Source organism: Arthrobacter sp. P4_F11, assembly GCF_056401395.1.
The window spans coordinates 1-25,491 of record NZ_JBFUJK010000026.1; the positions used below are offsets into that span (position 1 = coordinate 1).

Annotated in this window: 23 protein-coding genes and 1 pseudogene; 10 read left to right on the forward strand and 14 right to left on the reverse strand. The window is 65.1% G+C overall.

Features of this window, described 5'->3' with window-relative positions:
- On the reverse strand, positions 1 to 509 hold a 509-nt coding region (locus AC1DRO_RS20255), incomplete at its 3' end, for a thiolase family protein (protein ID WP_476952202.1).
- 127 nt (positions 510 to 636) lie between these two features.
- The gene (locus AC1DRO_RS20260; protein WP_476952203.1) at positions 637 to 2,058 is read right to left on the reverse strand and encodes an NAD-dependent succinate-semialdehyde dehydrogenase; all 1,422 of its coding nucleotides are present in this window, start codon (positions 2,056 to 2,058) and stop codon (positions 637 to 639) included.
- A 177-nt stretch (positions 2,059 to 2,235) separates the two neighbouring features.
- Here AC1DRO_RS20260 and AC1DRO_RS20265 point away from each other — a divergent pair, with 177 nt between their 5' ends.
- Complete coding sequence (locus AC1DRO_RS20265) at positions 2,236 to 2,994, forward strand: enoyl-CoA hydratase/isomerase family protein (RefSeq protein WP_476952204.1); 759 nt, start codon at positions 2,236 to 2,238, stop codon at positions 2,992 to 2,994.
- Positions 2,994 to 3,872, forward strand: coding sequence for a 3-hydroxyacyl-CoA dehydrogenase family protein (locus tag AC1DRO_RS20270; RefSeq protein ID WP_476952205.1), 879 nt, complete (start codon positions 2,994 to 2,996; stop codon positions 3,870 to 3,872). The genes AC1DRO_RS20265 and AC1DRO_RS20270 overlap by 1 nt, the downstream gene beginning before the upstream one ends.
- A 162-nt stretch (positions 3,873 to 4,034) precedes the next feature.
- Here AC1DRO_RS20270 and AC1DRO_RS20275 read toward each other — a convergent pair whose 3' ends face one another.
- The 4 genes from AC1DRO_RS20275 to AC1DRO_RS20290 all read right to left on the reverse strand — a co-directional run bounded on the left by AC1DRO_RS20275 (position 4,035) and on the right by AC1DRO_RS20290 (position 9,111).
- Positions 4,035 to 5,720, reverse strand: a complete 1,686-nt coding sequence (locus AC1DRO_RS20275) for an HNH endonuclease signature motif containing protein (protein ID WP_476952206.1) — start codon at positions 5,718 to 5,720, stop codon at positions 4,035 to 4,037.
- Positions 5,721 to 5,891: 171 nt separating this feature from the next.
- Entirely contained in the window at positions 5,892 to 6,386 is a 495-nt protein-coding gene (locus AC1DRO_RS20280) for a hypothetical protein (RefSeq protein ID WP_476952207.1), read from the reverse strand.
- Positions 6,387 to 6,490: 104 nt separating this feature from the next.
- A complete protein-coding gene (locus AC1DRO_RS20285; protein ID WP_476952208.1) occupies positions 6,491 to 8,134 on the reverse strand; it encodes a flavin-containing monooxygenase in 1,644 nt (547 codons plus the stop codon).
- Between the two features lie 50 nt (positions 8,135 to 8,184).
- Positions 8,185 to 9,111, reverse strand: a complete 927-nt coding sequence (locus AC1DRO_RS20290; RefSeq protein WP_476952209.1) for an alpha/beta hydrolase — start codon at positions 9,109 to 9,111, stop codon at positions 8,185 to 8,187.
- A 250-nt stretch (positions 9,112 to 9,361) separates the two neighbouring features.
- On the opposite strand from AC1DRO_RS20290, the gene AC1DRO_RS20295 reads away from it, so the two are divergent.
- Together AC1DRO_RS20295 and AC1DRO_RS20300 are read left to right on the forward strand one after the other, a co-directional pair.
- Positions 9,362 to 10,438 carry an alcohol dehydrogenase gene (locus AC1DRO_RS20295; protein WP_476952210.1) on the forward strand — a complete coding sequence of 359 codons (1,077 nt, stop codon included), beginning with the start codon at positions 9,362 to 9,364 and terminating at the stop codon, positions 10,436 to 10,438.
- 6 nt (positions 10,439 to 10,444) lie between these two features.
- On the forward strand, positions 10,445 to 12,304 hold the full coding sequence (locus AC1DRO_RS20300; RefSeq protein WP_476952211.1) for a sigma-54-dependent Fis family transcriptional regulator: 1,860 nt from the start codon (positions 10,445 to 10,447) through the stop codon (positions 12,302 to 12,304).
- A 19-nt stretch (positions 12,305 to 12,323) separates the two neighbouring features.
- On the opposite strand, the gene AC1DRO_RS20305 is transcribed toward AC1DRO_RS20300, so the two are convergent.
- Positions 12,324 to 13,220, reverse strand: coding sequence for a LysR family transcriptional regulator (locus tag AC1DRO_RS20305; protein ID WP_476952212.1), 897 nt, complete (start codon positions 13,218 to 13,220; stop codon positions 12,324 to 12,326).
- A 111-nt stretch (positions 13,221 to 13,331) separates the two neighbouring features.
- Between AC1DRO_RS20305 and AC1DRO_RS20310 the strand changes: the two genes are divergently transcribed.
- The 3 genes from AC1DRO_RS20310 (at position 13,332) to AC1DRO_RS20320 (ending at position 17,477) form a co-directional block, all read left to right on the forward strand.
- On the forward strand, positions 13,332 to 14,579 hold the full coding sequence (locus AC1DRO_RS20310; RefSeq protein ID WP_476952213.1) for a CaiB/BaiF CoA transferase family protein: 1,248 nt from the start codon (positions 13,332 to 13,334) through the stop codon (positions 14,577 to 14,579).
- The gene (locus AC1DRO_RS20315) at positions 14,579 to 15,778 is read left to right on the forward strand and encodes an acyl-CoA dehydrogenase family protein (RefSeq protein WP_476952214.1); all 1,200 of its coding nucleotides are present in this window, start codon (positions 14,579 to 14,581) and stop codon (positions 15,776 to 15,778) included. Before AC1DRO_RS20310 ends, AC1DRO_RS20315 begins: the two co-directional genes overlap by 1 nt.
- A 352-nt stretch (positions 15,779 to 16,130) precedes the next feature.
- The gene (locus tag AC1DRO_RS20320; RefSeq protein WP_476952215.1) at positions 16,131 to 17,477 is read left to right on the forward strand and encodes an MFS transporter; all 1,347 of its coding nucleotides are present in this window, start codon (positions 16,131 to 16,133) and stop codon (positions 17,475 to 17,477) included.
- 42 nt (positions 17,478 to 17,519) lie between these two features.
- On the opposite strand, the gene AC1DRO_RS20325 is transcribed toward AC1DRO_RS20320, so the two are convergent.
- Positions 17,520 to 18,311, reverse strand: coding sequence for an NAD(P)-binding domain-containing protein (locus AC1DRO_RS20325; RefSeq protein ID WP_476952216.1), 792 nt, complete (start codon positions 18,309 to 18,311; stop codon positions 17,520 to 17,522).
- 57 nt (positions 18,312 to 18,368) lie between these two features.
- Positions 18,369 to 18,782: a carboxymuconolactone decarboxylase family protein gene (locus AC1DRO_RS20330; RefSeq protein WP_476952217.1), complete on the reverse strand. Its 414-nt coding sequence runs from the start codon at positions 18,780 to 18,782 to the stop codon at positions 18,369 to 18,371.
- Positions 18,783 to 19,005: 223 nt separating this feature from the next.
- On the opposite strand from AC1DRO_RS20330, the gene AC1DRO_RS20335 reads away from it, so the two are divergent.
- Positions 19,006 to 19,554 carry a TetR/AcrR family transcriptional regulator gene (locus tag AC1DRO_RS20335; RefSeq protein WP_476952218.1) on the forward strand — a complete coding sequence of 183 codons (549 nt, stop codon included), beginning with the start codon at positions 19,006 to 19,008 and terminating at the stop codon, positions 19,552 to 19,554.
- Between the two features lie 74 nt (positions 19,555 to 19,628).
- On the opposite strand, the gene AC1DRO_RS20340 is transcribed toward AC1DRO_RS20335, so the two are convergent.
- The 3 genes from AC1DRO_RS20340 to AC1DRO_RS20350 form a co-directional block, all read right to left on the reverse strand.
- Positions 19,629 to 20,291 carry a DUF2182 domain-containing protein gene (locus AC1DRO_RS20340; protein ID WP_459384654.1) on the reverse strand — a complete coding sequence of 221 codons (663 nt, stop codon included), beginning with the start codon at positions 20,289 to 20,291 and terminating at the stop codon, positions 19,629 to 19,631.
- Positions 20,292 to 20,396: 105 nt separating this feature from the next.
- Complete coding sequence (locus AC1DRO_RS20345; RefSeq protein WP_028276219.1) at positions 20,397 to 21,002, reverse strand: DUF1326 domain-containing protein; 606 nt, start codon at positions 21,000 to 21,002, stop codon at positions 20,397 to 20,399.
- A 193-nt stretch (positions 21,003 to 21,195) separates the two neighbouring features.
- The gene (locus tag AC1DRO_RS20350) at positions 21,196 to 21,399 is read right to left on the reverse strand and encodes a hypothetical protein (RefSeq protein WP_043435465.1); all 204 of its coding nucleotides are present in this window, start codon (positions 21,397 to 21,399) and stop codon (positions 21,196 to 21,198) included.
- Positions 21,400 to 21,634: 235 nt separating this feature from the next.
- Here AC1DRO_RS20350 and AC1DRO_RS20355 point away from each other — a divergent pair, with 235 nt between their 5' ends.
- Positions 21,635 to 22,444: an IclR family transcriptional regulator gene (locus AC1DRO_RS20355; RefSeq protein WP_028276217.1), complete on the forward strand. Its 810-nt coding sequence runs from the start codon at positions 21,635 to 21,637 to the stop codon at positions 22,442 to 22,444.
- A gap of 21 nt (positions 22,445 to 22,465) precedes the next feature.
- Here AC1DRO_RS20355 and AC1DRO_RS20360 read toward each other — a convergent pair.
- A pseudogene (locus tag AC1DRO_RS20360) lies at positions 22,466 to 23,557 on the reverse strand (aromatic ring-hydroxylating oxygenase subunit alpha); the annotation flags it as partial.
- 84 nt (positions 23,558 to 23,641) lie between these two features.
- Positions 23,642 to 24,886 carry an NAD(P)/FAD-dependent oxidoreductase gene (locus AC1DRO_RS20365; RefSeq protein ID WP_476952219.1) on the reverse strand — a complete coding sequence of 415 codons (1,245 nt, stop codon included), beginning with the start codon at positions 24,884 to 24,886 and terminating at the stop codon, positions 23,642 to 23,644.
- 247 nt (positions 24,887 to 25,133) lie between these two features.
- Between AC1DRO_RS20365 and AC1DRO_RS20370 the strand changes: the two genes are divergently transcribed.
- Positions 25,134 to 25,484 (forward strand): bifunctional 3-phenylpropionate/cinnamic acid dioxygenase ferredoxin subunit, encoded by a 351-nt coding sequence (locus AC1DRO_RS20370; protein ID WP_028276214.1) that lies wholly within the window; start codon positions 25,134 to 25,136, stop codon positions 25,482 to 25,484.
- The last annotated feature ends 7 nt before the right edge of the window (positions 25,485 to 25,491 follow it).

Consider the following 25,491-nt stretch of genomic DNA (forward strand, 5'->3'; position numbering starts at 1 on the left):
AGCCGTTCGGTGGCCTCGCCCAGGGAGATGGTCCAGTCCTGCGGCATGGCCCGGTTCACCAGCCGCCAGCCCAGCGTGGTGGAGGCCAGGGTCAGGTCCCCGGCCGGGTAGGGCTTCTCGGTCTTGGGCAGCACCCACGGGGCCCGGGACATCGATTCGGCGCCGCCGATCAGCATCAGCTCGGCGTCGCCGGTGTTGATCTGGCGGGAGGCGATGATCGCCGCGTCCAGGGAGGACCCGCAGAGCCGGTTGACCGTGGTGCCCGGGATCGAGACGGGCAGCCCGGCCAGCAGGGTGCCCATCCGGGCGACGTTGCGGTTCTCCTCCCCGGCGCCGTTCGCGTTGCCGAACACCACCTCATCGATCCGCTCCACGTCGAGGGCCGGGGCGCGCTTCACGGATTCCCGGATCACGTGCGCGGCAAGGTCATCCGGGCGGACCCCGGCGAGGCCGGCACCGAACTTCCCGAACGGGGTCCTCACAGCGTCATAGATAAATGCCTGATTCATGATTTCCTCTAAGTTCTGTGGCGCCCAACTACGCAGCAGCAGGGGTGGTTTGAGGGCGCAAACGATCCCTGCTGCTGCCTTGGGCTGGCTGGCCGCCGTCGGCGACTTGGCTGTGATTCGAGCGGGCCTACGCTGCCGGGATCCGGATCAGCTTCTTGTTGGCGAACTCATTGATTCCGTATTGCGCCAGTTCACGTCCGACGCCGGAACGCTTCACCCCGCCAAAGGGAAGGTCGGCGGCGCTGCGGCTGATGCTGTTGATCCAGACCATTCCGGTCTCCAGCTGTTCGGCAAGCTGCCGGGCGGCCTCAACATCCGCGGTGTAGATGGAGCTTGAGAGGCCGAAAGGCGAGTCGTTGGCCAGGTCAACAGCGGCTTCGGGAGAGTCCACCCGGTAAACCACAGCGGCCGGGCCGAATATCTCTTCCGAGTAAGCCCGCATGTCCGGCGTCACGCCGGTCAGGACTGTCGCGGGGTAGTAGGCGCCTGAGCCGGTGGGGGCGCCTCCACCCGTGACAGCGGTCGCGCCCTTGGAAACGGCGTCCTGGACCAGCCCGGCGATGTCGTCGACGGAGGCCCGGGATGACAGCGGCCCGAAGGTCGTCTGCCCATCGGTCGGGTCGCCCGGGGCGATCTTGGACATGGCCTCGGTGTAGCGGCGCAGGAACTCGTCGTAGATGTCGCCGACGATGATGAAGCGCTTGGACGCAGTGCAGGCTTGGCCGCCGTTGTACATGCGGCCGGCCACGGCGCCGGCTACGGCTTTGTCCAAATCGGCATCGGGCAGCACGATGAAAGGATCGGAGCCGCCTAGCTCCAGTACATACTTCTTCAGATGGCGTCCGGCAATTTCTGCCACGGCGGATCCGGCCTTCTCGGAGCCTGTCAGGGAGACACCCTGCACCCGGGGGTCGGCGATCATGGTGGCGATCTGGCCGCTGGTGGCAAACGCGTTGATGTAGACATCGGCCGGCAGCCCGGCGTCGCGGAAGACCGCTTCGATGGCCAGCGCCGACTGCGGGCAGTTGCGTGAGTGCTTGAGGATCACGGTGTTGCCCAGCACTATGTTGGGTGCGGCGAAGCGGGCGACCTGGTAATAGGGGAAGTTCCAGGGCATGATCCCGACCAGCGGTCCGATGGGTTCGGTGCGGACCACGGCCGAGCCGGGTCCCCTGATCTCCAAGGGTTCATCGCGGAGGAAGCGCTCGGCGTTGTCCGCATAATAGGCGTAGATCGAGGCCACGAGGGCAACCTCGCCGCGCGCTTCGGCGATCGGCTTGCCCATCTCCAGGGTCAGCAGGGCGGCGAGTTCTTCGGAACGCTCGCGGTGCAGCTCGGCGACGCGGGTCAGCACTGCGGCCCGTTCCGCCAGCGGAGTCGAGCGCCAGCTGCGGTATTCCGTGAAGGAGCGCTTGAGCGCATCCTGCACTTCCTCGTCGGTGAGTGTCGGGAACTCGGCAACGCGCTCTCCGGTTGCCGGGTTGATGGTCGCGTAGTTGCTCATGATCCGGAACTCTTTCTGCAGGTACGTCTTTGTCTTAGCAATCACGATCCCAGCTTCCGGCTATGCAGTCCAATACTTATTAACCTCAAGATCAATGAGGATTTTGGATCAATGACGGCGACGTGAGCGACTGTCCCCGGGCCTGATCTATCTATTTCCGATAATAATGGCCAGTCTATTAGGTATTGGACGCTGTGTAATTAACGATGCGATGGTGGGCTGGTGAAGACGATCAAAATCCACGAAGCCGGCGCGACCGTCCATGTCGAACTCAACAGGCCAGAAGTCCGCAACGCCATAGACCAGCTCATGGTGGACGAATTGCACACTGTATGCGCGGATTTGGAGCGCAATCCCAAAATCCTCATCCTCTCCGGGGCGCAGCTTCCCTCCGGCGGCATCTTTGCCTCCGGAGCCGACATCGCCCAGCTCCGCGAACGCCGCCGTGATGATGCCCTGGCAGGCATCAATTCCGGCCTCTTCCAGCGAATCGCCAGGCTGCCGCTGCCAGTGATCGCAGCCATTGACGGGTTTGCGCTCGGCGGCGGTGCTGAGCTGGCCTATGCGGCGGATTTCCGGATTGCGACGCCACGGGCAAAGATCGGCAACCCCGAAACCGGTCTGGGCATCCTCGCCGCCGCCGGGGCAGGGTGGCGCCTCGTGGAGCTCGTCGGCGAGCCTTTGGCCAAGGAAATCCTGCTCACCGGAAAAGTGCTTGACGGCGCTGAGGCAATGGCTGTTCGGCTGGTCACGGAGTTGCATGAACCAGACCAGCTGATCCCCGCGGCCTTCGCACTCGCGGCCCGGATCGCATCCCAGGATCCACTCGCGGTCCGCCTCACCAAGAGCGTTCTCCACGCCCCAAGGTCAGCACACCCGGCCATTGACGAACTCGCCCAAGGGATCCTCTTTGAATCAGAGGCAAAATTTGAGCGGATGCAGGCGTTTCTGGACCGAAAACAACGCAAAGGAACCAACTAATGACCCCGTCCACTCCCCCATTTGAAACCCCGGGCGTCCCTACGAGGGTAGGCGTTCTCGGCGGAGGCCGGATGGGCGCGGGCATCGCCCACGCTTTCCTTGTCTCCGGAGCTGCGGTGACAATAGTCGAACGGGACGAGGCCGCAGCCGCGGCAGCCCGCGACCGCGTGAGAGTGACGCTGGCCAAGGCCCTTGAGAAGGCCGCGGTTCTCGAGGATCTGGATTCGCTCCTCGACCGGTTCGCGGTCTCCACGGACGCCGTCGACTTCGGGGGCGCGAGCCTTGTTGTCGAAGCCGTGCCGGAGGACTTCAAGCTTAAGCAGGACGCCCTGCTCAACGTGGAGCGCCACCTCAGCACGGATGCCTGGATTGCCACCAACACGTCCTCGCTCTCCGTCACCGACCTGGCTGACACGCTCGGCCGGCCGGAACGGCTGTGCGGGTTGCACTTCTTCAATCCGGTCCCGTCCTCGACGCTGGTGGAAGTCATTCTTGGCCCCCGGTCCGCCCCTGAACTCGCCGACGCCGCCACCGGCTGGGTCCGCGGGCTCGGTAAGACTCCCATCGTGGTCAATGACGCACCCGGCTTCGCGAGTTCGCGCCTTGGCGTGGCAATTGCGCTGGAGGCCATGAGAATGCTGGAAGAGGGCGTGGCCAGCGCCCAGGACATCGACGCCGCCATGGAACTCGGCTACCGGCACGCATCCGGACCACTGCGCACCACGGACATCGTCGGGCTGGACGTGCGCCTCGGAATCGCCGAGTACCTGCATGAAACCCTCGGCGAACGCTTCGCCCCGCCCCGGATCCTCCGCGACATGGTCGAGCGCGGCGCACTGGGACGGAAGTCCGGCAAGGGGTTCTACGACTACTCCTGAGCTGTCAGCACCGACAGCCCGACGGCGGCCAGCGATCTCGCTGGCCGCCATTGTGTCTAGCTGAACTTCGTTGAGCAAAACTGGGTTCTTCAACGCAGTCGTGGCGGCGGCGTCCCGCCGATCCCTCCCACCCAAAGAACCGGAAGGCAAACGACCAGCGGCTCACGCACATTGGAGCGGACGGTCCTTCGCGGAAGGGCTTTCCAGAAGTGCCGGCCAGCCCGGATCGTCCGTGTCTGCGGCGGGGAACCAGCGCCCGGCCGTGAATTGATGCCAGTCCGGGAACGGGTCCGGAGGCAGGCCTGGGTCCGGACCCGCGGGCTGGCCTTGAGCGGGGTCCGTGTCGGGATCCGGGCCGGGTTCGTCCGTGGCTGGGATGTGGGGCAGCCAGTCCTCGGGCCAGCGGGGTGGTTCCCAGTCCTGGTGTTCGCTGGGATAGTGCCGTCCGGACGGGGAGGTCCAGCCGGGCGGGTGGTCCTTGCTGGCCCGGTCCGGTGTCCAGGCGGAGGCGTGTTTGAGCCGGTGGTGTTTCGGGCAGGGCTGGCCCAGGTTCGAGATCCCGGTGGTGCCGCCGTCGGCCCAGGCCAGGAGGTGGTCTGCCTCGTTGTCCAGGGAATGGTTGCCGCAGCCGGGGAACGGGCACCGGCCGTCGCGGAGCCGGAGCCAGTGGCGCTGGGCCGTCGTCAGGCGGTAGCTGGTCCGGCCGATTTCCAGCGGGGCGCCGTCCCGGGGGTCGGTCAGGACCCGGGAGAAGGAACCGGCGCCGTCGGCGACCAGACGCCGGGCCATCGAGGGCGGGATTGGCCCGTACCCGTCCAGGACGGCCGGTTCCTCGGTGGCGCCGAGCAGGGACAGGACCGGGACCGTGACCAAAACTTGCGCCCGCGGGACCGGAACAAGCCCACCCGCACGAGCTCTCACCCCCGTGCCGGTGCCGGTGCCGGTGCCGGTGCCGTCGTCTGCCGTACCGCCGGTGCCGCCGTCGTCCATTCCGCCGCCGGGCGTGCCGGTGGTGAGGAGCCAGGTGGCGGTGATGTCGGCGCGGAGCTGGGCCAGGGTCCGTGACTCGTCCGGGCCCTGGAGGGCGCGGGCCGCCGCGGTGGTCCGGTCCCAGATCCCGGCGGCGGTGTCGGCCGGAAGGTGGGCGGAGAGCCAGGCCATGCCGTCCCGGTCCGGGGTGTACTCGACCCGCCGGTCCGCGGCGCTCGTGGTGTGGCGTGCCTCGATGCCGGCGGGGTGGTGGCGTTCGCGCCAGGCGCGGGCCTTGGCCCGGAACCGGGACGGAACGAGCTCCCCGGCCGGGCAGCCACGGGCCGGGTTCGGCGCACCTGGGTCCAGGAAATGTGCCTCGAGCGCGGCCGCCCCGGCCGCATCCAGGGACGCGGTTTCGTCCACGAGGATCCGTGCGTGGGCCCAGGAGATCGCCCCGGACTCAAGGGCTGCCAGGGTCAGCGGCAGCGCCGTCGTCAGGGCCCGGGCTTCGGCGAGGAGGGCCGCGGCGGTGCGTTCGCTAACGGTCAGGACACAGGCGACCTCGGCCACCAGGGCCATCTCCTGGACGGCACGATCCCGCGGGGACGGAGCCGGCGGCGCCAAAAGCCTGGTTGCGTGCGCGTAGTCGTCGGCCAGCCGCACCCTCAACGCGGCCATCCGGGCCTCCAGCCGGGCGACCTCGGCCAGCCCGTCCAGACAACCGTCCGCCAGCCGCCGCAACGGATCGCCGGCTCCCAACGGGTCGGCAGCAGGCGCATCGGACCGGTTAGCCCCGGCACCCGCCCCGGCCAAGGCAGCAAGCGCGGCAACAGACTCGGCGACAGCCTCCACGGCCGCCCCGCTCTCCGCACTCAACTCCGCACTCCACGCTGTCCCGCTCTCCACACTCCAAGCAAATCACGAGCCACCGACAATATTGATGCGACGGAGACGGTGCCCGCACGAAGCCGGCACGTCTGTGAACCGCAACGGTGGGTGGCGGTCTTTTAGCCGCGTTACATGGCACCCCTGGCGCCTGTGGTCCAATCATGCACCGGGTGGTCTGGCGGGGGCAGCAGCAGAATTCGAGGAAAGGACGTCTTTGCGGACCGCCCAACGGCCGATCGCTGCCGCTGCGCCAACTGTGGCCCATGGGATCAGCAGCCAAGGCTGCCAGCCGAGACCCAGGACGCTTCCCAGCAGCCAGAACGCGAGGGTGGGCACCGCGAAAAAGGCTCCGATGTGGATCCACTGATTCCGGACTGGGCGCAGAAGGTAGGCCAACACCCAGGCCAGTGGTGCCGCGAACACCAGGGCAACTCCGAAGCCATAAAAAACCACCATGCCCAAAAAGCCCCACACGTGGCCGGCGTCGGTTCCGTCCAGCGCGGCGGCTACGCCATAGTGTGCTGCGACCAGGAGCAGCAGAAAGCCTACCCAGAGCGAGGTGGCGATCAGCCAGCCCTTGATGAACGCGTACGCGTCCAGGACCACCCTGTGTGCCCGGACTGCTTGCGGCTGCGCCGCGTCCCCCAACGCCATGGGCCAAGACTACCAATGAGCAAATGCTTCACCATGGGATCGCAGAACGGCGACTACCACTCCCCCAAGGTGTGGCAGCCGCCGTCGCTGTCGTTTGAACTTAGTTACTCCGCGGGAGCGAGTACCTTCAGGTCGAAGCCCTCGTAGCCCGATTCGCGGACTTCGGCGAGCTTGTTCCGGTAGTTGCCGAGGCCGCCGAGGTAGAACATGACCGTCCTCTTCTTGCCGGGGATATTGGCACCGAAGATCCAGGAATCGGCCTTCGGGAAGAGCGTCATGTCGGCGATCTCCTGGCAGGTCTCGGTCCAGGCTTCTTCGGCCTCGGCCGTCGGTTCCACGGAGGCCACCTGGCCGGTTTCTGCGTCCTTGACCAGTTGGGAGATCCACTCGACCTGGGTCTCAATGCTCGGCGGCAGGTTCGTGAAGGGACCGTTCGGTCCGAGGATCATGAACATGTTCGGGAATCCGGCGGTGGTGATGCCGAGGTAGCTTGTGGGGCCTTCCTTCCAGTGGTCCTGGATGGTTTCGCCGCCGCGGCCACGAATGTCCATCCGCGTGTAGTTACCGTCCACGGCGTCGAAGCCGGTGGCGAAGATCAGCACATCGAGCTCGTGCTCAACGCCGTCGGACGTCCTGATGCCCTTAGGTGTCAGCTCGAGAATCGGCGTCTCCTTCACGGATACCAGTTCAACGTTGTCCCGGTTGAAGGTGGCGTAGTAGCCGCTGTCGCAGAGGGGGCGCTTGGCGTAAAGGTCGGTCGGGGTGAGCTTGCGGGCAGTCTCCGGGTCCTTGACGATCTCGGCGATCTTGCCCCGGACAAAGGATGCGGCAGCTTCGTTGGCGTCCCGGTCCGTGGCGATGTCGCCGAAAGTGTTGAACATGAAGCGGAATCCGCCGCCTTCTTCCCAGGCCTTCTGGAAGACCGACTGACGGTCCGTTTCAGACACACTCATGGCCGGAACGGTGCTCTCCTCGAATCCGAAGGCGACGCCGGAAGCCCGGACCTGTTCCCAGATTTTGGGGTAGTCCTTCTTGACGGATGCGACGTACTCCGGCGTGACAGTGGTGTTGCCGACCGGGACGCTGTATTGCGGCGAGCGCTGGAAGACGGTGAGGTGCCCCACCTTGGGAGCGATGGCGGTGATGATCTGCAGGCCAGTGGACCCGGTGCCCATGACGCCGACGCGCTTGCCGGTAAGGTCCACGCCTTCGGGCCAGGCGCCGGAATGGTAGATCTTGCCCTCGAACGAGTCGATGCCCGGGATGTTGGGGACATTGGTGGCCGAGAGCAGTCCGAGGCCGTTGACGATGTACTTCGCCGTGATGGTTTCGCCGGTATCCGTTCCGATGACCCAGCGGTCGGCGGACTCGTCATACCGTGCCGAGGTGATTCCGGTGTTGAGCTGGATATCCTTGCGCAGCTCGTACCGGTCAACCACGTGTTCGAGGTAGCTGAGGATTTCGGGCTGCGTCACGTACTTGTGGGTCCAGTTCCATTCCTTGAGCAGTTCGTCGTCGAAGGAGTAGCGGTAGACGAAGCTCTCGGTGTCCGACAGGGCGCCCGGGTAGCGGTTCCAGTACCAGGTTCCGCCCACACCGCCGGCGCGGTCGAAGGCGCGGACGTTGAGGCCCAGTTCGTTGCGCAACTTGTGCAGCATGTAGATGCCGCCAAATCCAGCGCCCACGACGACGGCGTCGAATTCGGCGGTGGGGGTGGTGGAGGCAGTCTGCCCCTGTTCTTCAGCCATGATGAAATACTCCTTTGTGCTTCAGGTCTTTGTAGTGAAGTGGCCGGGGCTCAGTACTTGTACCAGCCGGCAATACGGGCGAGTTCGGCGTCGGCAACCTCGGAGTTGCCGGCCAGGAACGGGTACACGTGCTGCTGTCCTTCGCCGATGGAGAGCGTCACGTCGACGCCGGCGGCTTGCGCCAGTGCGTTCAGGCGGGTGGCATTGTCCAGGAGGGATTCGGCCGAGCCTGCGGTGATGTACAGGCGCGGGAACCCGGCGAAATCGGCGTAGAGCGGGTTGGCCAGCGGGTTCTGCGGGCTGACGGACTCGCCCAGCACGCCGGCGATCATGCCCTCGAGCAGGGGCACGGAGATGAGTGCGTCCGATGCGTCGTTGGTGATCAGCGTTTCGCCCTCGTTCTCCATGTCCAGCCAGGGTGAGAAGGCGATGACCTGGCCGGGCAGCGGCTCTCCCTGCTGCTTGAGGGCCAGGGGAATGGCAACCGCAAGGTTGCCACCGGCGGAGTCGCCAATGGTGGTGATGTCCTGCGGGTGGAAGCCATTCTCGACGAGGGCCTTGAAGGCAGCCACGCCGTCTTCGACCTGCGCGGGGTGCGGGTGCTCGGGCGCCCTGCGGTAGTCAAGGACAAAGGTGACGACGCCGATTGCCTTGGCAACGTGACCGGCAAGCTTGCGGTGGCTTGACGCCGAGCCGACGGCGAAGCCGCCGCCGTGGGTGTAGAGCAGGACCTTTGTGCGGTCGGCACCTTCCGGGAAGGCCCAGATGCCGGGGACGCCGCCGACGACGTCTTCCTTGTAGGTGACTGCCTCAGGCTCCCGCGTGGGCTGGTGCCACTCGTCGAAGATGCTGCGGAACAGGCGCATCGTCAGGTTGGGCGTGGTGGCGATGATTTCCGACCAATCCGCGTACAGGTCGCGGAGGGGGTCGGTCGCCTGAGATGTTTCAGTCACTGCTGCTTCGGTCGAGATAGTCATCTCATACTCCTTCGTATGGAGAGCGCCCCCGCGTTGCCCGGGAACGGATGGATCGGTTGTTGGCTGCGTTTGCCGCTACATATAGCGTGGGTCACATTTCTGCCGGCTCAGTGTTCCACTTTGGAACACTCACACGGCTCCTGATTGTTGCGCTCAGGACATCAAAGGGGCCGCGATTTAGTATTGGATACCTATCAGAACTGGTGTCATTCTTGAATCAATACAGTCTGCGCAACGATGCGAGGTCACCATGCACGCTTTTGCCGTTTTCCAAGACAGCCCAGAGATCCAGGACATCGAACTGCCGGATCCGCTGCCGACAGGAACCGAGGTCCTCTTGAGGGTCATCCGTTCCGGCGTGTGCCACACGGACACCCATCTCCGTGAAGGTTCGTACGATCTGGGCAGCCGCGGCGCGTTGAAGCTGGTGGACCGGGGCGTCACTTACCCGCTGGTCATGGGGCACGAAGTCGTCGGCGTCGTCGAGAAGGTCGGCGACCGTGTGCACGGGACCAAACCCGGGGACATCCGGCTGGTCTATCCCTGGATCGGCTGCGGCACGTGCCGGGATTGCCTTGCCGGCCGCGACAATGTCTGCGCCAATGGACGCAACCTCGGAGTAGCGGAGCACGGAGGCTACGCCGAGCAGATCCTGGTCCGTGACGAAAAGTACCTGGTGGATATCGAGGGCCTGGACCTCAGCTGGGCGGCGACGCTGGCTTGCTCCGGGCTGACGGCATTCAGCGCCGTGAACAAGGTCCTTCCGCTCGGACCCGACGAACCTGTCGTGGTGATCGGCGCCGGCGGAGTGGGACTCACCGCCATCGCCACCCTGAGCGCGCTCGGGCACCAGGCCATTTGCGCCGTCGACATCTCCGAACGCAACCTGGAGCTCGCGCGGCAGGTTGGCGCAGCCACCACCGTCCAGTCCACAGACGAGGGCCTCAGTGCAAAAATCGTTGCAGCCAGCGGCGGGCCCGTGGCGGCCGTCATTGACTTCGTGAACAACAGCCAGACGGCGCCGGTAGCCTTCGATTCCCTGCGCAAGGGCGGCCGGCTGATTCAGGTCGGGCTCTTCGGCGGCGAACTGACAGTACCCACCGCGCTCATGGCCCTCAAGATGCTCACTATCCAGGGTAGCTTCGTGGGGACCCCGGACGAGCTGAACCAGCTCATCGCCTTGGCCAAGCAGGACGCCATTCCCCACATCCCCATCATCGACGCAGAGCTCTCCGCCGCCTCTGTTGGCGAGAGCCTGGACAAGCTGACGCACGGCGGCGTGCCCGGACGCGTCGTCCTGCGTGCGGCAGACGGAGCCCAGGGCTGACCAGCCATGCAAAACCCCAGGAAGGTGCCCGACGATGCGCTCCGCGCCGCCCGGGAACAACTCATCCGCCGTGGCCTCCTGAATGGGACCCAACTGACGGAAATCGTCTCCCCGGATATCGAGCACAGCTGGCGCCGCTCTATCGGCGTGGAGGCCTCGGCAAGGCCTGAGGCATTCCTGTTCGTCAACGACTTCGATCCGGACGGAATCCTCATCCGGGCCGCCAAGAGCGTGATGGACCACTGGCTGGAAAGCCTCAACGGCATGGGCATATCCCTGTTCCTCAGTGACCAGTCCGGTCAGATCATCGCCCGCAGGCTCGGGGACAGGACGCACGGCAATCGGTTCGATGAGGCAAATGCCGCAGAAGGCTTCAGTTTCTCGGAGCGCGCCGTCGGAACGAACGGGCTGGGCACCCCCATCGAAGGACGCCAGGCCGTTTTTGTCCGCGGAGCCGAGCATTTCAACGAGGCGCTGGCACCCCTGTCGTGTTCAGGGGCACCGATTCTGCACCCGGTCACCCGCCGGGTGCTTGGGTCCATTTCCTTCGCCTGCGACACCGGTTTGGACAACCCGCTCATGCTGGCCATGGCCCGCGAAGCCGGCGGCCAGATCGAACGCCGACTGCTCGATCTCGGCAGCGCGACGGGACTCGCCCTGGGGATGTCGCAACTGCGTCTGAGCTCCTCCAAGGCCCCGGTCATCATGCTCGACGCCCTGGCTGTCATGACCAACGTCTCCGGACTGGCCGTGATGAGCAGCGAACTGCACACCACCTTGTGGGAACAATTGCGTGGCCTCGAGTGGACCGGCGCCAAGCAAACCATCGAAATTCCCTCCCTGAACGTCGATGCCACGGTCCAGCGAATTGACGATGCCGGCGGGAGCTCGGCCTTCGCCCTGGAGCTCTCCCGGGTTCCGGAGTCCGCAAGCAATCCGGGGAAAGCCGAGGCCGGGGCGCCAGGCATCGACTCGCCGGGGGTAGGAGCAGCGTTTCCTCACATCATGCGGAACGCTTTCGATCGGGCAGGTCAAGGGCCCGGGGCGATTGCTGTTTGCGGGCAGGGCGGCTCCGGCAAGCTTCACCACACACTCGCCTGGCTCAACGGGCAGGACTCCGGGCCGAATCCGCTGATCCTCGACGCCTGCCTGCTTCCCGGGGAACAGGATGCCACCTGGTTCTCCGACTGCCGCGAGGCGATCGCGACAGGCCGGAGCGTTGTCCTGCGGCATCTGGAGGACATTCCCCGGAGCGAGCTCAACAGGCTGAAGGCGCTGGATGTGGCGGTGCGGCAGCAGCCGGCCGGGCTGCCGGCAGGCGCCACACACGCAGGCACACCGCCGAACAGCGGCACGGCCGGGCCCTCTCCAGCCCGGCTGGTCTTGACGATGAATCCGGACGCCTGCCCGGATTTCGTATCCGAAGTGGTGTCCCAGATCGCTGCGCGCGTGAATGTGCCGAGCCTCTCCGCCACCAAGGAACGCATCCCGGTACTTGCGGCACATTTTCTGGACGCAGCCGCTCCGGCCGACAGATCCACGCTCTCCGCAGCGGCGCTGCAAGGGCTCATGCGCTGGCATTGGCCAGGCAATGTCGCCGAGCTGCGCGCCACCCTCGAATCACTCGGGCGGGCACATCCCGGACGCGTGGTGCAGGCCAATGACCTCCCGGAACATCTCAGGAGCACGGGCAGGCGGAAACTCTCCAAACTGGAATCCCTCGAGCGCGATGCGATCGTGGCCGCGCTCGAACAGAGCGGCGGGAACCGTTCGGTCGCCGCGGAATCCTTGGGCATGGGCCGGACCACGCTCTACCGGAAGCTGCGCGCGCTGGGGATCGAAACACCCGAGTCCATGGCGACCTGACCCAGTCATCCGGCGCCTGTCATCCGGCGCCGGGCAGGATCTTCTCAGCCAACGCCAGGACCGCCCGCAAGGCGGGGCTGGAGTTGTCCCGTCGCCAGGCCATGCGCAGCTCCACTGGAAGGGTCTTGTCCACCAGCTTCACGAAACGCACATGGGGATCCGTGACCGACTCGGCCACCGAGGAAAGCGTGAGGGTACAGCCCACCTCCGCCGCCACCAGCGAGAGCGCCGTCCAGGAATCCGGGACAATCTGGACGATGTCGAGCTCGAATCCGGCGGCGTGCGTGAGCCGGCGGAGCCGGTCGTTCAATACGGCCCCTGCATGCGGCGGCAGCGAAACAAAGGTGTCGCCTTGGAAGTCAGCCATCCGGGCCTCGGCGGCATTGGCCAGGCGGTGGCTTGCCGGCACGGCGACGACGAGGTCCTCCGCGGCAAGCAGCCGTGTTTCAATACCGGCGGCAATGTAGTCCCAGCGTCCGAGGGCGATGTCCATGTCCCCCCTGAGGACACGGTCCATGGCAGGTTGCGCAAAATTCTGGCTGAAGAGTTCGATCTGGATACCAGGGTGGTCGCGCCGGACCTCCCGGGCGAGCCGGCCCACCAGGGTGTGGGTGGAAGCCCCCGCGTAGGCCACCCGGACGCGCCCGACTTCGCCCTTGTCCGCGGCACGGACCGCGATGCTCGCCCGGCGCGTGGCATCGATGATCTCCGTTGCCGGCCCGATGAACGCCTCTCCGGCGCCTGTCAGCTTGACGCTGCGGGTGCTTCGGTCGAACAGCCGGGTTCCCAGCTCACGTTCCAGCTGCTGGATACTGCGGCTGACCGGAGGCTGCGCCATGTGAAGTTTTTCTGCCGCGCGGCCGAAGTGCAGCTCTTCTGCCACCGCCAGGAAGGCTCGGATCTGTTGGATCTCCATGCATGTGATTATTACATCTGACGCAACAAAAGGGCCATCAATAAGTATTGGACGGATAGCAATGTCCTCCGTCATGGTGGAGGGAGAGAACACTATTCGAGGAGCCCATCGATGGACAGCCAACACTCCGCCACCCCTGAGACGTCGGCATTCGGCCGCAGTTCGGATGGCCCGCTCAGCGGCATCGTCATCGCAGATTTCGGCAGGGTGCTGGCCGGACCATACTGCACCATGCTGCTGGCCGATCTCGGGGCGACCGTCATCAAGATTGAGAGCCCGGCCGGCGACGAGACCCGGGCATGGCGCCCGCCCACCCGCGGGGATTACTCGACGTATTTCCTCTCGATCAACCGCAACAAGACCTCGATCAAGCTCGATCTGCGCGATCCGGACGACCGCCGGACGGCCCAGCGCATCGCGGAACGGGCCGACGTCGTCGTCGAAAACTTCAAACCGGGTGACCTGGTGCGCTACGGACTGGACTACGACACCGTCGCGGCCTCCAACAAGGACGTTGTCTACGCCTCGATCACGGGTTTCGGCACCGCCGGCGGCGCCCAGCTCCCCGGCTATGACCTGCTGATCCAGGCCCTGTCCGGACTGATGGACATCACCGGAGCGCCGGATACCGGGCCGTTCCGTTCCGGAGTTGCTGTATTCGATGTCATCACCGGCCTTCATGCCTGCATCGGCATCCTCGCAGCCCTGCGGCACCGGGACCGGATCGGGGAAGGCCAACTGGTGGAAATGAACCTGATGTCCTCCGCGCTCTCCGGCATGGTGAACCAGACGGCGGCCGTCGTGCTGGGCGGGACCGTTCCGGCCAGGCTGGGCAACGAGCACCCCAGCATCTACCCCTACGAGCCATTCGAGACCGGCGAGGGGCAGCTGGTCATTGCGATCGGCAACGACTCCCAGTACCGCACCTTCTGCGCCACCATCGGCCGGCCGGAGCTGGCCACGGATCCGCGCTTCGAGAAAGCGCCGCTGCGCAGCGCCAACCGCACGGAACTGCGGCCGCTCCTGTTGGAGCGCCTCTCGACCCGGACCGCCTCCGAATGGTTCGACATCCTCACCGAAGCCAAACTCCCGTGCGCGCCGATCCAGGACCTGAGGGCCGGGATCGACTTCGCGGAACGGATCGGCTTGGAACCCGTCGTGACCGTGGGGCACGGCGAGAACACGCAGCCCGGCGTGCGCAACCCCATCCGGCTCTCCAGGACCCCGGTGAGCTACGACCTCACCCCGCCCGGTCTGGACAGCGGCGCTGAGCTCGTGCGCGCGTGGCTCGGCGAAGATACTGCAGTTTCGGCCGGCAGTTTTGCCGGTACTCCCACACGATCCTCCGAGGAGCACTGATGACCACCACAACGGACATGTCCGTCAATTCCGACTTCTATGGATTGGACGACTACCTCAACGACGCCGACCGTGCCTTGATCGCCCGGGTGCGTTCCTTCGTCGAACAGGACGTCACTCCCATCATCAACGAATACTGGGAGAAGGCGGACTTCCCCTATCAGCTGGTACCAAAGTTCGCTGAACTGGGCATCATCGGCACCGCGATCAAAGGCTACGGCTGCCCGGGCCTGACCCGGCTGCAGACCGGACTCGTCGCCATGGAACTCTCCCGCGGTGACGGCAGCATCAACACCTTCAACGCGGTCCACTCCGGACTGGCGATGGGCAGCATCAACCTCCTCGGCAGCGACGAGCAGAAGCAGCGCTGGCTGCCGCCGATGGCCAGACTGGAAAAGCTGGGCGCCTTCGCGCTGACAGAACCGGCGCACGGCTCAGACTCTGTGGCACTGGAGACTTCCGCGCAGCTGGACGGTGACCACTACGTCATCAACGGATCCAAGCGCTGGATCGGGCTGGGCCATGTGGCGGACCTCGTCATCATCTGGGCCCGGGACACCGCGGACCAGAAGGTGAAGGCGTTCGTACTGGAGAAGAACGACGACGGCACCTACCCCGCCGGGTACCACGCCGAGGCCATCACGGGAAAGATGGCAAAGCGGGCCATCCAGCAGGCACAGATCGAAATCGAGGGCCTGCGGATCCCCGCGGAAAACCTGCTGGCAAAATCGACGTCCTTCCGCGACGTCGGAGCGGTGCTCAACACAACCCGCAGCACCGTGGCCTGGGAGTCCCTTGGCCACGCCACCGCCGCCTACGAGATGGCGGTCAAGTACGCCCGGGAACGCGTCCAGTTCGGCCACCCGATTGCCAGCTACCAGCTGGTGCAGAACAAACTCGCCAACATGCTCGCGGACCTGACGGCCATGCAGCTGATCTGCTTCCGCACGGCGGCGCTTCAGGACGAGGGCCGGCTCAGCAACGAGCAGGCCTCCCTGGCCAAGATGTTCACCGGGGACAAGGCACGAACGCTCTGCCGGGATGCCCGGGACATGTTCGGCGGCAACGGAATCCTGCTGGAACACCATGTGGCCCGCCACCTCACCGACATGGAAGTGGTTCACACCTACGAAGGCACCGACTCGATCCAGTCCCTGATCCTGGGACGGGAAATCACAGGTCTCTCAGCCTTCTCCTGAGCGGTTCCGATTCCCAAAAGTATTCCTCAAGACAATGCACGGCCATCCGCACTGGATGGCCGTGCTTTGGCATTGCGGACTCTCAGCGCCGATCTCCCCTGCTCCCTGCCTCGGTCATGGCGGCCCCCACAGGCGCAGCTCCCGTCGACTGTTCCACATCGGAACACCTGTGACGCAGCGCACACCCCTACGGTGGAAGCAGGCACACGGACGCAGCGCCGCCAGGCGTTGTGCACTAATCCCGTCCCATTTTTTGTCGCATCATCACCGTCGCTTGCGAAGACCGGAGACAGCGTTGCGCCGCCCCACAGTCCTGTTGCAGACCCGCAGTCCTGTTTCAAAGGAGAAACAAATGACACACCCAATATCTTCGCGGCCCGCGATGACACCGCGGCGGGCGGCCACAGCTGCGCTGCTCGGCAGCGCCCTGGAGTACTACGACTTTTTCGTGTACGGCGCCGCGGCCGCCCTCGTTTTCAACGTGCTGTTCTTTCCCTCCGGCGATCCCACCGTTGCGCTGATCGCATCGTTCGCCACCTTCGCAGTGGGCTACGTGGCACGGCCCGTCGGTGCGGTGGTGATGGGACACTTCGGCGATCGAATCGGCCGCAAACGCGTCATGCTGGCCACGGTCGTCATGATGGGCATCGCCTCCTTCGCCATCGGCTGTCTTCCGACGTACGACCAGGTGGGCCTGCTGGCCCCGGCCCTGCTGATGGTCCTGCGCGTCGTTCAAGGCTTCTCCGCGGGGGCCGAGTCGGCGGGAGCCTCGACATTGACCGTCGAGCACTCCCCCGTCGGGCGCCGTGGATTCTTCACCAGTTTCGTTATGGTCGGCTACGCAGTCGGCTGCTCGCTGGCCACCATTGTGTTCCTGCCGGTGGCGCTCCTGCCCGCCGGGGAACTCTACAGCTGGGGCTGGAGGATTCCCTTCTGGCTCAGCGCCGTCGTCGTCGTCATTACTTACTACGTGCGGAGCCACCTGGACGAAACCCCGGTGTTCGCCGAGGCGAAGGAAGAAAGCGCCGTTCGCAAGCTGCCGTTGAACGACGTGTTCAAGTACCACTGGCGGAAGGTCATCCGCGTCGCCGGGGCGTCATTGATGGCAGCGATGCAGACCTTGTTCGCCGTGTTCAGCCTTTCGTATGCCACCTCAGTCGGGGTGGACCGGAGCGCGATGCTCGCGATCATCTCCGGCGCAATTGCGCTGTCGATTATCGGAATCCCTGCGGCCGGCTACCTCTCCGACGTCATCGGCCGCAAGAAGACGATGCTGATCGCCTCTGCCGGCTGTTCGCTCACGATCTTCGGATACCTTTGGGCGATCTCGACGACGGATATCGTGCTGATCGCGATTTTCGCGTTCCTTAACATGACGCTGTTCTTCAGCTGCTACAACGGCGTGTGGACATCGTTCTTCGCCGAGCAATTCCCCGCACCCGTCCGGTTCACGGGCATGGCCGTCAGCAACCAACTCGGCAACCTCCTTGCCGGATTCGCCCCGATGGTCGCGGCGATTCTCCTCAAGCCGGGCCCGTCGGGCTGGCTTCCGGTGGCAATCTTCGGCGCGGTTGCCGCCGGCATTGCCGCGGTCGCGGTGATCGGGCTGCGCGAGACGTCCAAGACTCCGACGGAACTGCTCGGTGGTCGCCGGGCGGCGGACCGGGTGCATCAACTGGACACCGTCACGACCGCCTGATCCCGTTCCCAGGTGAGCCAGCCTCGGCTGGCTCACCTGGGCTCACTCGTTTCCGGGATCGGCGCCCAGCAGGGCACGTGCCTGGAGGATCGCCTGTTCGACGTCGTCGTTGAGGTCTCCGGTGGGGAGCGAGCCGAGTTCACCGCGGAGCAGGCCGACGTCCTTGAGGAGCAGGTCGTACTGGACGTCGACGAGGTTGTCGCTCATCCAGCTCTGCCCAGTGGAGACACCGATGACCTCGAAGAGGTCCCCGGCGGGTACTCCGTGTTCGGCCGCGAGGTTGAGCATCCGTGATGTGGCGGCAAGGTTGTAGGTAGCCAGGGCGTTGTTGAGGAGTTTCACCAAGGCCGGCTGGCCATAGGACTGCATCCGGAAGACGCGGCCGGAGATGTCAGCCAGCAACCTGCCCTCGGCGTCGGTGGGGGCAGGGCCGGCGAGGAAGATGGTCATCGAACCGTGGCGTGCACCCTGGGGGCCGCCTGAGACCGGGGCTTCGAACGCGCGCCAGGACTCTGGAGCCGACGCAAAGATCCTCCGGGCGTCCGCGGGTGCGAGCGTGGTGTGGACAAAGACGGTCAGCGGCCGTTCGGTATGGTCTTTGAGGGCCTCGAACACGGAGGAGACCTGGTCGGCCAACCGCACCGCAATGTGGACGCTGTCGACCGACGGCCAGTCAACACCGGCGAGGTCGTTGCCGGCCGGTGATTTGTTCTCGTCCGACCACTCCCGGATGCGGTCCTGGTTGAAGTCGTAGCCATAAACAGCTTGCCCCAGCTCGGCGAGGTGTGCGCCGATGTTTCCGCCGATGGGTCCGAGTCCTATTACCAAATGCATGAGCGTTCCTTGAGTGTGAGGGAGGAGATTGTGGGAGGCGATGGGCGGAGTAGCATCTCAGTCCGTGGGTGAGTCCGGGGTCAGACCGCGCTCCGCCATGACCTCCTTGACGAGGGTCAGTGCGTTGAGTACGCGCGGGAACCCGATGTAGGGGATGCAGTGGATCAGGGCACCGACGATCTTCTCTTTGGTCAGGCCCACATTGAAACCTGTGTTGATGTGCAACTTCAACTGGGGCTCGGTGCCCAGGGCAACAAGCGTGGAGATGGTCACCAGTGTCTGCTCCTGCTGGGTCAGGGCAGTCCGGGAGTAGATGTCCCCGAAGGCGAAGGAGACGATGTAGTCGGACAGGTCCTCGTCCAGGCTCTTGTAGGACTCGACGAGCTTGACGTGGTCGAAGGTGTTGGCGTGTTCCGTGGAGACGAGTTCCATCATGCGGTCGAGTCCGCGCTGGTAACGATCTGTGGCCATGTCGGCGCTCCTAAAAGTGCGTAGGGTGGTTGTGGGTTTGTCGGGTGGGGGTTGCTTCAACCACCCTCGAAACGCTACGTTGCGTAGCGTTATTAACTTTAGCGCTTCTGGCGCGGAACGGGAAGGGGGCGTGGATGTGGCTAACCCCACAGTGACGGGCGAGGACGGGACGGCCGCGGCCCCTCAACCCGCGGACACGGGTCGGCGCGCGAGGACGGAGAAGTTGATTCTTGCCGCAACGAGGGAAATGCTCGCGGAGTCTGGAGTCAACGGCCTGACTGTCGAGGGCGTGGCGAACCGTTCCGGCGTGGCCAAGACGACCATCTACCGCCGGTATCGGTCGAAGACCGACCTCGCACTTGCCGTCCTGCTGGACTCGGTCGAGTACCTGGGGACGACGCCGGATGTCGGGGATACGTACGCCGAACTGGCGGCAGTGGTTGACCGCACCATCGAGCTCCTTAGCTCCACCCTGATAGGCCGCATCATGCAGGGCCTCGTATCGGAGGTCGCTGCGGACCCGGAACTTGCGCGTGCTTACCGGGAGCGGGTGGTGAACCGCCGGGTGGCAGATGTACGCCTCCTGGTGGAGCGGGGCATCTCCCGAGGAGACCTGAGCCCGGACGTCGACGCCGAGATGCTCACCGACCTCCTGCTGGGGCCGATCTACTACCGGTTCTTCCTGAGCGGCTCGCCGCTGGATGAAGGCTTTGGGGTCCGGCTGGTCAGCACTCTGTTTTCGCGCCGACCCGCCCACGGGGGCACGCCGTAGAAGCGATGACGGCGCGGGGCCCCGTGCCGACGTCGATCCCCTGACTCTTATTCGAAGACGGTGGTCAGCGTCCCTCACATGGGCGCGGGCATGTATAGCCCTGGCAGCAGCTCCGGGTGCGCCGGGACGAAGAGCGCGAAAACGATCAGCGAGACACCAGTTATCCGGCTGAAGGCGGGCCCGTATTTCCATGTCTTCTCCAGGAAGATAACTACCGTGAGCACGGCCATCCACGCCAGGTTCATCACGCCCACGGCAATCAGCACCAGCATGAGCCCCCAACAGCAGCCGACGCAGTACACGCCGTGATACATGCCGACGCGGACGTCCCGCAAGCGGCCCTTGTACCCGGATACGTGCAGCAGGAAGGCTATGGGCGACCGGCAGTGCCTGAGGCAGAAGTCCTTCAGCGGGGTCAGCTGGTAGGCTCCGGCCGCCACGAGGACGCCGGCACCCACCCAGGGTGCGATGTCCGCCGCGTTCTCAGCCAGCAGCGCAGACAGGGCCGCGGCCGCGTAGGCCACGACGCCGAATCCGATCCATGTCAGAAGGTAGCCGCCTACCAGGGCCGTTGTCCGGATGGCCCTGACCCGGCTGCTGCGCACGGCGCGGATGGATCTGAGATACATCGAAGTCAGGGGCGCCAGCGCCGGCAACATCATGGCTGCCATCATCAGCGTCCACACCGCCAGGAAACCCCAGAGCCTCAATCCCATCGTTCCCGGGCCTGTGGACATGTCGGAAAGGCCTAAGAACGTCAGGTACCAGGCCAGTGCGGCGCACCCGATCAGCGCCAACTCTCCGGCATGGTGGCCGGCTGTCAGGCGGCTGCTGCCCGGCACCTAAGCGGACCAGGCGAAGGGGGCCGAGAAAGAGTTCTTGCCGGCGTTATCCCAGGTCATCCCGAACACATCGACGCTGGCGGTGCTGGCTGTGCCGGCTGCCAGAGTGTCGGCCGGGAATCCGACCCCACTAAGTTTCACTCCCCGCCCTGTGGAATCAAATGGATTCATGAAGTCCTCGACCACCATGTCAACGGCACTGCCAATACGGACCTGATGGTTCCGCCCGTCGTCGGCGTAGGCCATTTCCTGGGACTCCATGCCCGCCATTTCACCGATCAAGGGAGCGAGGCCCTCCATCGGTCCGCCGAGCTGGCCGCCGAAGACTGCACCGAGCGCTTCGGCCTGCTCGGCGGAGGCGGCGGCGTCCATCAGGAGACCGACCTTCCAGCCCCCCTCACTCATCAGGGCCGGGGTATCGGCCACGACGCAGACTGTCAGACCGCCGACGTCGACACCGTTGACTTCGCCGGTTTCCACGTGGAAGGCTAAGGCCACGTTGCAACGGTCATTGTCCGCCGGTGCCGTCTGTCCTGTCGCCGTACACGGGCAGACCATGTCGCAATTGCAGTTCTCAAAATAGGTACCTTCGACATGCCACGGCATTTAGGGCTCCTTTCGAAGAGGCCCCCCAAAACAAATCCTCCTCGCGGCCCTGAGCAGTGTCAACGCCATGCGGACACCCACGCAAAGGGCCCTCCCGGCCGGCCCCGCGCTTCGAATAAAGGGGCGCGGGTCGTCCTGCCGGAACGGTCGCCAAGGCGATTTTTCCGTTTGCAGCAGCGGTGCAACACCGCTGCTAGCTGGCCGGCGTCACGACGTCCTCCAGCATTGACCTGTCGAAGAACCGGACCTCACCCGTTGCCTGGAAGAACACCGGGACAACCGAGGTGCTCGGGTCCTTCGAGGTTTCGTAGATCTCAGGCGCGCCCCCGTGTTTGCGCGCGATGGTTCCAACCAGGTCAGTGCCGCGAACCCGGACGGTTCGATATTTGTAGCTCATGTGGACCCTTTCGTCTGCCGACCCCTTCGTCCGCCAAGGCAAACCCTACTCCTGAGGGGCGCAGTCGTCAGCGGATCCGGGCGTCGCTGGGCTTCCTTGGCGCGGGTCCCTACCCAATGTCGGCCTCATCACACGTCACGGCATAGGATCGAAACTGTGGAACTAACCGAGAGGACGCTACAGGCGGCCTTGTGGCGGGTAAGCAAGCCGCAGAAACTACTTGAGAGTATGGATCATGGCTTCCAAAAATGACCCCGAGTCCGACGTCGATGCGGAGTCGGGCCAGCACGGCGGTGTCCAGTCAGTGGACCGGGCGCTTATGGTCCTGGAAATCCTGGCGCGGGACGGCCACGCGGGCGTGAGCGAAATCGCCGACGAGATGGGCATCCACAAGTCCACAGTCTCCCGGCTGCTGGGTTCGCTGGTGAGCCGGGAAATGGTCCACCAGAACAGCGAGCGCGGAAAGTACCAGCTGGGCTTCGGCATCCTGAGGCTGGCAAGCTCCATCCCCGGGCGGCTCAGCCTGGTCCGCGAGGCCCGGCCCGTACTCGAAAGCCTGGCGGAGGAGTTCAAGGAGACGGTGAACCTGGCCGTCCTGCGCTCCAACTACGCCGTCAACGTGGACCAGGCCATGGGCCCGTCAACCTTGGCCACCTACGACTGGGTGGGCAGCCTGACGCCGCTCCACGCGACCTCCAGTGGAAAGGTGCTGCTGGCTGCACTGTCCGCGGACGAGCGGGACCGTGTCCTGAAGGAGACCGGGCTTCCGGCCCGGACGCCGCGGACCATCACCAACAGGAACAAGCTCGAAAGCCAGCTGATCGACGTCGCCCGTGACGGCTACGGAGTGGTCCGGGAGGAGTTCGAAATCGGGCTCAACTCGATGTCCGTGCCGGTGTACAACCATGTGGGAGCCGTGATCGGCGCGGTCAGCATTTCCGGGCCGGCCTTCCGTTTTGATCCGGAGACGGCGCCGGGACTCCTCGATGCGCTGAAACAGGCGGGGATGCAGATCAGCGCGAAGATGGGCTACACCGGGCGTTAAACTCCACGCTGGTGGTTGGGCGTGGAAGGCGCCGATGTGGTGCTCGCTCGGCACCAGCACGCCGCCGTTGGCATAGACCTTCGATCCCATGGCCGGCTGGCACCGCTCGCAGGCGTCGAAGTCCTGCTGGTTGACGCGGTGGAACAGCTCCACGGACGCGCTGACGTCCTTGCCGCTCTCCACGACGCTGGGCACGTAGAGCCAGTCGCACTCCACGATCGTGTGGTCCGCGGCCATGGGGAACATGCGGTGGATGATCACGTGGTCCGGGACCAGGTTCACGAACACTGTGGGCTTGATGGTGATGGCGTAGTACCGGCGGTCCTGGTCCTCCCCCACCCCCGGAATCAGGTCCAGCCCTTCCGAGCCGTCGATGGTGAAACCCTTGACGTCCTCGCCGAACTCGGCGCCGTGGCCCACGAAGTACTGCGCCGCCAGGCCGTCAGCGAATTCCGGCAGCACCTCGGTGAGTTCGGGGTGGATGGTGGCGCAGTGGTAGCACTCCATGAAGTTCTCGATGATGAGTTTCCAGTTCGCCTTCACGTCATAGCGGATCCGGCGGCCCAGGCTGAGGTTGGCCACGTCGTAGCCTTCGATCGCTTTGAGGTCGCCGAGCCGTTCCTCGATGGCACCCATCACTTCCTCTTCGAATGACGGCGGCTCGTCAGCCAGGCACACCCAGACGTAGCCCAGGTATTCGCGGATATGGACCTTCACCAGGCCGTACTCGTCCCGGTCGATGTCCGGCATCTTGGTCAGGTTGGGGGCCGCGATGAGTTTGCCTTCGAAGTCATAGGTCCAGGCGTGGTACGGGCACTGGAACGAGCGGGCGGCTTCGCCCTGCTCTTCCATGCACAGCTTGACGCCCCGGTGCCGGCAGATGTTGTAGAAGGCACGGATTCCGCCCTTGCGGGTCCGGCTGATCAGCACGCTCTCCCGCCCCACCTGGACCGTCCTCCAGGCACCCGCCTTGTCCAGGTCCGCGGACCGGACGGCGCAGAACCACATCTGCTCGAAGATCCGCTCCTGCTCCGCCCGGAATACGGCTTCATCCACGTAGGTGTAACCGGGCAGGGTGGGGATCAGACTCGGGGCGCTTACCTCAACAGACAATTTGTCCTCCTAACGAACAAAACGAACAACGAAAGCTGGAACTTGTAGGGACGGGATTCTTGGGTCAGGTTTCAGGCACGGTTGTCAGGACACGGCGGCAGCCCCCACCAGGGCCACCAGCGCGGAGGCGTCCGCGCAGGCAGCCTGCCCGGTGGGCGTGCCCAGTGGCCGGGCGGGTGCAGCGAGCAGGCGCCGCCACTTCGTGAACAGCCGCGGCTGGTTCATCCCGAGGACCGCCACCGGAACATCCCCGCGGTAGTACACCGCAAGACAGCTATGCGTCAGGACGTCGCCGGCTTCGATCTCCACCCGTTCATAGCCGGCACTGTGGCCGGCGAACTGCAACTTGACGCCGTACTGGTCGGACCAGAAATAGTGAGGCTTTGCCGGCTTCGGCGTGGCATCAGAGTCCAGCAGCGCCTCAACGGCCAGGGCCGCACGCTCCAGGGCACCGGTCCAGTGCTCCACCCGGCGGTGTGTGCCGGCTGCAAGGTCGAACCAGGATGCGCAGTCGCCCACGGCCACGATCCCGGGGACACCGGTGCGGCCCATGGCATCGCACAGCACACCGCCGCGGAGCTCCACGCCGGAGCCCTCCAGCCAGCCGGTGTTCGGCTCGGCTCCAATGCCAACCACCACGACGTCGGCGGCCACATAGCGTCCACCGGCCAGCCGGAGCCCGGTGACGTTGCCTTCGCCGCTGTAGAAGTCCTCTATGACTGCTGAGGAAATGAGCTCCACGCCGTTGGCGGCATGGAGCCCGGCCACCACGCCGCCCATCTCCGTACCGAGCTGGGCGGCGAACGGGACGGCCTTGGTGTCGATCATCGTGACTTCCATGCCACGCGACGCGGCAGCGGAGGCCACCTCGGCGCCGATGAAACCGGCCCCGATCACAGCCATCCTGCTCCCGGGCACCAGCTCGGGGGCAAGACTCTGTGCGTCCGCCAGGGTGCGCAACGTGAACACATTGCTCAGCCCCGCCAAGATAGGCAACTGCCGTGCCTTCGCGCCGGTGGCAATGACAATTCCGTCCGCTGTCACGCTGCGGCCGTCCCTCAGGAGGATGGTTCGCGAAGAGGCATCCAAAGACGCGGCTCCGGCACCGAGCAGCCATTCGGCCTGCAGCTCGTCGGCGTCGGACTCCAGGAAAAGGTCCTCCGCTGTGATGGCGCCGAGCAGGAAGTCCTTGGACAGCGGCGGCCGGTCATACGGCCGGTGCGGCTCGTCGCCAATAATGACCAGCCGGCCGGTAAAGCCTTGGGCGCGGGCCGCCCGGGCGGCGGAAAGACCCGCCAGGGAAGCTCCCACAATCGCAAGCGTCTGCATTTCGACGTCCCTTCAATTGCTTCTTACGCAACAACAATCGCTATGTGCAACAGCGTGATTCATGCCATGCCCACTGTCAAGGGTCCTTCCGCCAAAGGCACCCTGGCACGAAACAGAGAGGTAATACCTTGACAAGCACTGTGACCTACCGCACTCTGTTGCTTATTGCGATTGCTGTTGTTCACTACGGAACACCACCAGCGGCAGTTGCACAGCCAAGGATCCCGACCGAAGAAGAGGTCCCTCCATGCACAAGGCATGCCCGCTCAGCGAACTGGCGCCCGGGGAAGCGCTGCGGCTGAACACCTCACCGCCCATCGCCGTCTTCCACACCGAGGAAGGCGAACTCTTTGCCATTGACGACACATGCACCCACCAGGATGCTTCCCTGGCGGACGGCTGGGTGGAGGACTGCTGGGTCGAATGCCCGCTCCACGCATCCAGGTTCAACCTGCGTACGGGAAGCGTCGACGCCCCGCCGGCCAAGCTGCCGGTCCGCTCCCACGAAGTCACAGTGATCGACGGCGACATCATGATCACCGAATCCAATGAGGTTCCCAACCTCCCCCCAGGCCTGACAGTGGACGGCCACGTCTAGCCCCAGC